This window comes from Aurantimonas sp. C2-5-R2 (genome assembly GCF_036549495.1).
Taxonomy (GTDB): Bacteria; Pseudomonadota; Alphaproteobacteria; order Rhizobiales; family Rhizobiaceae; genus Aurantimonas; species Aurantimonas coralicida_A.
This window is the reverse complement of sequence record NZ_JAZHLJ010000124.1, coordinates 1-7155: the sequence shown is the minus strand read 5'-3', so window position 1 is coordinate 7155 and position 7155 is coordinate 1. Positions and strand designations below refer to the sequence as shown.

The following is a 7155-nucleotide window of genomic DNA, read 5'->3' as shown; positions in this document are numbered from 1 at the left end:
GCTCAACAAAAGGCCTAGGAAAACCCTTGGCTATCAAACGCCAGCCGATATGCTGGAGCGAGCCGTTGCGTTGACCGGTTGAACCCACCCCTCCCTTTATCCACCTCAACATTCCGGCAGGTTTACAGCGAGGCCTCCAAGGGACGTCTCCTTGTACTTTTCGCTCATGTCGATTCAGGTTTGCCGCATCATCGCGATGCAATTGTCGAGGGGCATGAAGTGCTTGCCATCCCCGCGCAGTGCGAGTGACGCCGCCGAGACCGCCTTGATCGCGCCGAGGCCGTTGCGCTCGATACAGGGAACCTGCACCAGTCCCCGAACCGGATCACAGGTCATCCCGAGATGGTGCTCGAGCGCGATCTCCGCAGCATTTTCGATCTGCTCGTTGGTTCCTCCAAGGACCGCGCAAAGCCCTGCAGCCGCCATCGCGGCTGCCGACCCCACCTCCCCCTGACATCCGACTTCGGCGCCCGAGATCGAGGCATTGTGCTTGATCAGGCCGCCGATCGCCGCAGCTGTCAGCAGGAACACCGGAGTGTTCTTGGATTCCGCCCCCACGCAATGGTCGAGATAGTAGCGTAGGACCGCCGGCACGACGCCGGCGGCGCCGTTCGTCGGTGAGGTGACGACGCGTCCGCCAGCGGCGTTTTCCTCGTTGACCGCCATTGCATAGACCGAAAGCCAGTCGTTGACAGCATGGGGCTGCGCCGAGTTTCGGCCGCGCTCCGTCAGGAGTTGCTCGTGAATGCCGCGAGCGCGACGTCGCACCGACACGGCCTCGTGTCTCGATGCGTCCATCTCGCGCTGGGATATGACAGCGACGCCATTCGCGACGATCTCGAGCGGCGCGGCGCAGACCCGGTGATCCCGACAAAGTCGAACCGCAGAGTTCAGCGCCCGGTCGACAAGACCAAATACGCGCTGCGCAACCGCATCGAGCGCTTCTTCAATCGCCTCAAGCAGTCCCGCCGCATCGCCACCCGTTTCGACAATCTGGCCTCAAGCTTTCTCGGATTCGTTGAGATTGCTACGATCAGACAATGGATCAGGTTTGTCCACACAACCTAGACCCAAGGCCTGTCCAGGCTGTCGGGCAAGTTGTCCAACGCCGGCGAGCAGGTACTTGACCGCCGAGACTGTTATCATCCGACGACCCACTTCGGAGGCTGGCTGCCAATGTTCGACATCAAGGATATCGAGATCGTCAGTTGCATCGTCCGGCATGGTGGCTTCCGGGCCGCAGCCGCGCAGATGAGACTGTCCCAGTCCGCCGTATCAGCGCGGATCGCCGCGCTGGAGGATCGGCTGGGTGTCGAACTGTTCGACCGGCGCAAGCGCCGTGGACGGCTTTCGCCGGCGGGTCGCACCTTCCTCGACCAGACGGCGCGTCTCACAGAAATGCGCGACCGCATCATGGCCACGCTCGGGCATGAGGGCGGTTTCGCCGGCACGATCCGTATCGGTGTGGCGGAAACGGTCGTGCATACATGGCTGCCTGGCATGATGACCCGAATCCGTGATCGTTTTCCCAACCTTAGGATCGAATTGGCTGTCGACACGTCGTCAGTCCTCGCGGCCAAGCTGCTGCAGGACGATCTGGACATCGCCGTCCTGATGGAGGAGTGGGTACCGGCCCAGGCGTCCGGCACATTCATCCACGCCAGCATCATTGACTGGTTCGCGGCGGCGACGACCGACGTCCCCGACCACCCGCTGACATTGAAGGATTTGGCGAGGCATCCGATCGTGACCTTTCCGAAGGGCACCATTCCCTATCGAAATCTGGATGCGATCTTCACCGCCGCCCGCCTCGATGCAGCTCCACTGCTGCACGGCTGCGCATCGCTCTCGACCGCGTTGCATCTGGTGCGCGCCGGCTTCGGAATTGGCGTTCTGCCGTCCAGCATGGCCGCCGCGGACATTGTCGCTGGTCGGATCAGGCGGCTCGACACCGTCGCGGCCGCGAAACCGAAACCACTCCGCTTTGTTCTGGCGCACCACCCGTCGCTGGACGCCGACGTCAGTGCCGAATTGAAGGTCGCGGCGGAACAAGCCGTCGCGGCGATGGACCATCCATTTGATCTTCCCAGCGGATCAAAATGATCGAAAGTTGATCAATTGACGCATGCAGCGACGGATGGAACACTCCCCTTGCAGAAGAAATAAACAGCTCGAGAGGCTGCCCAGGAAATGACCGGAGAGTTCGAGCGATCCCCTCGCACCTTGCGCGAACGGATTCGGTCCGGTTCTTTCACAGGTCCGACGAGCGGCCAGGCGCCTGGATATTTTCAGGGAAATCTGGCGATCCTTCCGGAAGCCTTGGCCGGGGATTTCCTGCGCTTTTGTGTCCTCAATCCCAAGCCGTGCCCGCTGCTGGCCGTCGGGGAGGCCGGAGATCCCCGCCTGCCGACTCTCGGTGCGGACGTCGATATCCGCACGGACGTGCCGCGCTACCGGATTTTTCGCGACGGCGATCTGATCGGCTCCCCAGGTGATTTGACAAAGGAGTGGCGAGACGATCTCGTTACCTTCGTGATCGGTTGCTCCTTCTCCTTCGAGGCAGCTCTGCAACGCGCCGGGATCCGGGTCCCGCATATCGACGCGGATACCAACGTGCCGATGTATGTGACCAACATCGCAACGAAACCCGCCGGCCCCTTCGCCGGCCCGATCGTCGTCTCGATGCGTGCCTTCTCCCCCCAGGATGCGATTCGGGCGATCGTTCTTTCCGACCGTCAGCCGCTGGCGCATGGAGCGCCTTTGCATTTTGGCGATCCAGCCGCGATCGGCATCGCCGACATCATGAATCCGGACTTCGGCGACGCCCCAGTGATCGGGCCAAACGAAGTTCCGGTCTTCTGGGCCTGCGGTGTCACCCCACAAATGGCGATCCGCGCCGCGCGACCGGATATCGCCATCACCCACGATCCTGGCCACATGCTGGTGACCGATCTCCTGGCCGAACGAAGTTCCTGACCAATCACCCGCTTCTTGTCACCTGCCACCAAATGGAGTCACGTAATGAAAGCACTTCTTCGCACTCTCTCGATCTCAACGGCATTGCTGGCGGCAAACGCTGCCGCGAATGCGCAAGACCTGCCGGACACAACGCTTTCCGTGGTCGGCAGCTGGAGCAGCCTTCCGCTCTACAAGGAATTCGAGCAGCCGTTCTGGACCGAAACCCTGCCGACGGACTCGAAGGGCGCCGTTACGGTGAACCTCACCACCTTCGACCAGATGGGCGTTCAGGGCGCCGACGTCTTCCGTTTGCTCAGCGACGGCGTCTTCGACATCGGCATGACGGTCGCCGACTACACCGTGGGAGACGCGCCGGAACTCGAAGGCCTTGACGTACCGCTGATCGCTACCGACGCAGCAACGGCCCGCGACGTCGCCGAAGCCGCCAAGCCGATGGTCGAAGACATCATGCGCGACCGCTTCAATGCCAAGCTGCTAGCGATCGCCCCCTACCCGCCTCAGGTCGTCTTCTGCAACGCGCCGATCTCCAATTTGGAAGACCTCAAGGGCAAGAAGATCCGCGCCTCCGGCCGGATGACCGCGATCTTGCTGGAAGAACTCGGCGCCGAGGGGATCACCATGGCGTTTTCCGAAGTGCCCGGCGCGCTCGAGCGCGGCGTCGTCGATTGCGCCGTGACCGGTGCCGGCTCCGGCTACAGCGCCGGTTGGTGGGAATCCTCGACGCATCTTCTCACTCTGCCGCTCGGCGGCTGGGACCCTGTCGTCACCGCGATGAATCTCGACAAATGGAACGAGCTGTCACCCGAGATGCAGACGTTCCTTCAAGACGAGATCAAGACCAAGTTCGAGGCCCCGGCCTGGGACCAAGCCGCTGACGCGCTGTCACGCGATGTCGCCTGCCTGACCGGCTCCGGCGACTGCGCAGCGGGCAAGCCCGCTTCCATGACCTTGGTCGAGCCAACTGACTCGGATCGCGAAGTCGCCCGGAAAGTGCTGACCGAGAAGGTACTTCCAGACTGGGCCGAACGGGCCGGCGGGGACTGGGCCAAGCGCTGGAACGAGTCGGTCGGCAAAGCCGTCGGCGTCACCATCGCCGCGCAATAAGACGAAAAAGGGCGGCGGTCATGACAGGAACCCAAGCAAGAGGTGGCGGCCCGGTCCGGGTCGCCGCCGCGCTGGCCACGATCAACCGCGCAATCGCGGTTCTCGCCGGCATGGCTCTCCTGGCAACTGTCGCCCTCATCCTCCTCGAGATCGTCCTTCGGCAAACGTCGATTGGCAGCCTCGGCGGTGCCGACGAGATCTCGGGCTACGTGATGGCCGGTGTCGCCACCTGGGGCTTCAGCTTTGCGCTGACCGAGCGTGCGCATGTGCGCATCGATATTCTGCAGTTGCGTCTGTCGACCGCCGGGCGGGCACTGTTCGACCTTCTGGCGTTGGCCAGCCTGAGCGGCATCGCCTGCCTCGTCGCCTTCTATTCCTGGGACGTCCTGGGCAAGACGCTAGCCCGCGGCTCACACGCCAACACACCGCTGGGTACACCTTTGTGGATTCCGCAATCGATCTGGTTTGCGGGTTGGGTCTGGCTCGCACTCGTCTCCGCGGTTCTGCTCGTCTGCATCGTCGTGTCGGCGTTGGGGCGAGACTGGCAAGCCGTGCGGGACGTAGCGGGCGACGGCGGCGAAGCCGGGGAAATACCATGATCGGATCAGTCAGCGTCGGACTTCTCGGGCTGCTCGCCCTTTCCCTACCGGTCGGCGTCGTCCTGTTTCTGCTCGGTATTGGGATCGATGTCTTCTATTCGCCTTTTCCCCTGATCCGAGGCCTCGGCCAGATCGTCTATTCGTCGTCCGACAGCTTCCTCCTCATCGCCATTCCGTTCTTCGTTCTGCTGGGAGAAATCCTGGTGCGCGCCGGCATCGCGGAGCGGACCTATGCCGCGCTCGATTCCTGGTTTTCCTGGCTGCCGGGCGGCTTGGTCCACGCCAATATCGCGACTGCCACGCTGTTTTCGGCGACGTCCGGATCATCCGTCGCCACCGCAGCCACGGTCGCCACGGTCGCGATGCCCCAGGCCGACCGGCTCGGCTACGATCCAAAACTGTTCGCCGGAGCAATTGCCGCCGGCGGCACTCTTGGAATCCTCATTCCACCGTCGATCAACCTGATCGTCTACGGGTTTCTCACCGAAACGTCGGTGCCGCGACTGTTCCTTGCCGGTCTTCTGCCGGGACTGTTGCTGGCGCTCGGCTTCATGGCGGTGACCGCGGTGATCTGCAAGATCAAACCCGCGCTCGGCGGTCCCTCGCGCAGCTTCTCGTGGCGCGAGCGGTTCTCCGGACTGCGCCACCTTCTGCCGATCGCAATCCTGTTCGGCGTCGTTGTCGGATCGATCTATCGCGGTTGGGCGACCCCGACGGAAGCAGCCGCCATCGGGGTTGCAATGGCCTTCGCCATTGCCGCCTCCCATCGGGCACTGACCTTTTCGATGATCCGCGAGGCGTTGCTGGGCACCGTGCGCACCACCGCGATGATCATGTTCGTCATCGTCGGCGCCTACTTCCTCAACTACACGCTGGCCTCCGCCGGGCTCGGCCGCCAGCTCACGGAACTCCTCAACAATCTCGGCCTCGGGGCATACGGCACCCTGTTCGTGATCGTCCTTCTCTACATCGTGCTCGGTTTCTTCATCGAAACGCTGTCGCTGATGATCGCGACCATCCCGATCGTCGTGCCGATCGTCGCCGACCTCGGCTTCGACAAGATCTGGTTCGGCGTGTTGATGATCGTGCTGATCGAGATGGCACTGATAACGCCGCCGGTCGGACTCAATCTCTATGTCGTCCAGGCGGCCCGATCCAAGGGCTCGCTGAGCGAAGTGATGCTCGGCGTCACACCCTACGCGCTGACCATGCTGGCGATGGTCTTCGCGCTCATCCTGTTCCCGGGCCTTGCGCTCTTTCTCGCCAACGGCCTCTGATTTCCAACCGTCACAACAGGCAGGTACGATCTTGACCACGACATTGACGTTCGAAGTGCTCCGTGACAGCCCATTGTCTGTCAACATTGACAACGCCGTGATTGCCGGCTGGACCGGGCGTGACCAGGCCGCCGTCGACCACCACATCGCCGAACTGAAAGCGATCGGAGTCGCGCCGCCGTCTGCCGTCCCACTGTTCTACCGGATCGGCTCGGCTCTCCTTACGAACGACGCCGCGATCCAGGTCGTCGGCGCGACATCGTCGGGCGAGGTCGAGCCGCTGTTGCTGGACGATGGCAAGGCGCTGTTCCTTGGGCTCGGTTCGGATCACACGGACCGCGAATTGGAAGCCCACTCCGTCGCGCTGTCCAAGCAGGTCTGCGCCAAGCCAGTGGCGAAGCGGCTTTGGCGCTACGAAGAAGTGTGCGGACATCTGGACGAGATCGCGCTGCGCTCGTGGATCCGCGACGAACCGGGCACGGAGTGGACACCGTATCAGGATGGCGGCGTGGCGAAGATCCGGCCGCTGGCGGGACTGATCGAGACATCTCCCTTCGCGGCGGGCCCCGATCGCCTGCAGCCGGGAACGGCAATGATGTGCGGCACGCTGGGGGTTCTGTCGGGGGGCGTCCGACCTGCCCGCTACTTCCGGATGCAGCTGCACGACCCGGTGCTTGGCCGTACGATCGAACATGAGTACGAAAGCCTGGTTCTGCCAGCGGTGGAGTGAGCCAAGCCGAAAGAACCAGCTTTCGCCTTGAAGTGCGCCTCCGGCCGTTTGACCTTTCGCGCCGTGAATCGGGCTGTGCAGGTCGTCAACAGAGTTCACCGATCAATGCGTCGACCACACGGTGCGGGATGCCGCCGACCGCGGCTTCTATCAAATCTGCATCTCGGATGCCTGCGCCACCCATTCCAAGGAGCGGCACGACAACGCGCTCGCCGCCTTCACAGGCTATTGTCAGACGTTCACCACCCAAGAGATGATCGGTCTCGCCACCCGCTCTTCATCCGCCCGGGAGTGAGACAGGCGCGTTGAGTTCAGCATTCCCAGAGCCGCGCGGCAGAGTTGAATGCCAACCTTATCGCATCACTGAAGCGGCTGATTAGAGCATCCGGCGAATAATTTGAATCGACGGGTTCCCATTTGATGTTCGGTTTGATTCTCTGTGAGCAGGAGGTGCTTCATGGGAAAG

Annotated in this window: 8 protein-coding genes and 1 pseudogene; 8 read left to right on the top strand and 1 reads right to left on the bottom strand. The window is 62.7% G+C overall.

Features of this window, described 5'->3' with window-relative positions:
• Window positions 1–105 precede the first annotated feature (105 nt).
• A pseudogene (locus VQ044_RS23215) lies at window positions 106–774 on the bottom strand (L-serine ammonia-lyase, iron-sulfur-dependent, subunit alpha); the annotation flags it as partial.
• A gap of 6 nt (window positions 775–780) precedes the next feature.
• Between VQ044_RS23215 and VQ044_RS23210 the strand changes: the two are divergent.
• From VQ044_RS23210 to VQ044_RS23175, 8 genes are all read left to right on the top strand, one after another.
• The gene (locus VQ044_RS23210; protein WP_442873861.1) at window positions 781–1068 is read left to right on the top strand and encodes a transposase; all 288 of its coding nucleotides are present in this window, start codon (window positions 781–783) and stop codon (window positions 1066–1068) included.
• 108 nt (window positions 1069–1176) lie between these two features.
• Window positions 1177–2103, top strand: a complete 927-nt coding sequence (locus tag VQ044_RS23205; RefSeq protein WP_327649927.1) for a LysR family transcriptional regulator — start codon at window positions 1177–1179, stop codon at window positions 2101–2103.
• Between the two features lie 87 nt (window positions 2104–2190).
• The gene (locus tag VQ044_RS23200) at window positions 2191–2976 is read left to right on the top strand and encodes a putative hydro-lyase (protein ID WP_327649928.1); all 786 of its coding nucleotides are present in this window, start codon (window positions 2191–2193) and stop codon (window positions 2974–2976) included.
• A gap of 45 nt (window positions 2977–3021) precedes the next feature.
• Window positions 3022–4083, top strand: a complete 1062-nt coding sequence (locus tag VQ044_RS23195) for a TRAP transporter substrate-binding protein (protein WP_327649929.1) — start codon at window positions 3022–3024, stop codon at window positions 4081–4083.
• 20 nt (window positions 4084–4103) lie between these two features.
• The gene (locus VQ044_RS23190) at window positions 4104–4682 is read left to right on the top strand and encodes a TRAP transporter small permease subunit (RefSeq protein WP_327622066.1); all 579 of its coding nucleotides are present in this window, start codon (window positions 4104–4106) and stop codon (window positions 4680–4682) included.
• The gene (locus VQ044_RS23185) at window positions 4679–5959 is read left to right on the top strand and encodes a TRAP transporter large permease (RefSeq protein WP_327622065.1); all 1281 of its coding nucleotides are present in this window, start codon (window positions 4679–4681) and stop codon (window positions 5957–5959) included. The genes VQ044_RS23190 and VQ044_RS23185 overlap by 4 nt, the downstream gene beginning before the upstream one ends.
• Before the next feature lie 73 nt (window positions 5960–6032).
• Window positions 6033–6689, top strand: a complete 657-nt coding sequence (locus VQ044_RS23180) for a DUF2848 domain-containing protein (protein ID WP_327649931.1) — start codon at window positions 6033–6035, stop codon at window positions 6687–6689.
• A gap of 67 nt (window positions 6690–6756) precedes the next feature.
• Window positions 6757–6984, top strand: coding sequence for a cysteine hydrolase family protein (locus VQ044_RS23175; RefSeq protein ID WP_327651364.1), 228 nt, complete (start codon window positions 6757–6759; stop codon window positions 6982–6984).
• The last annotated feature ends 171 nt before the right edge of the window (window positions 6985–7155 follow it).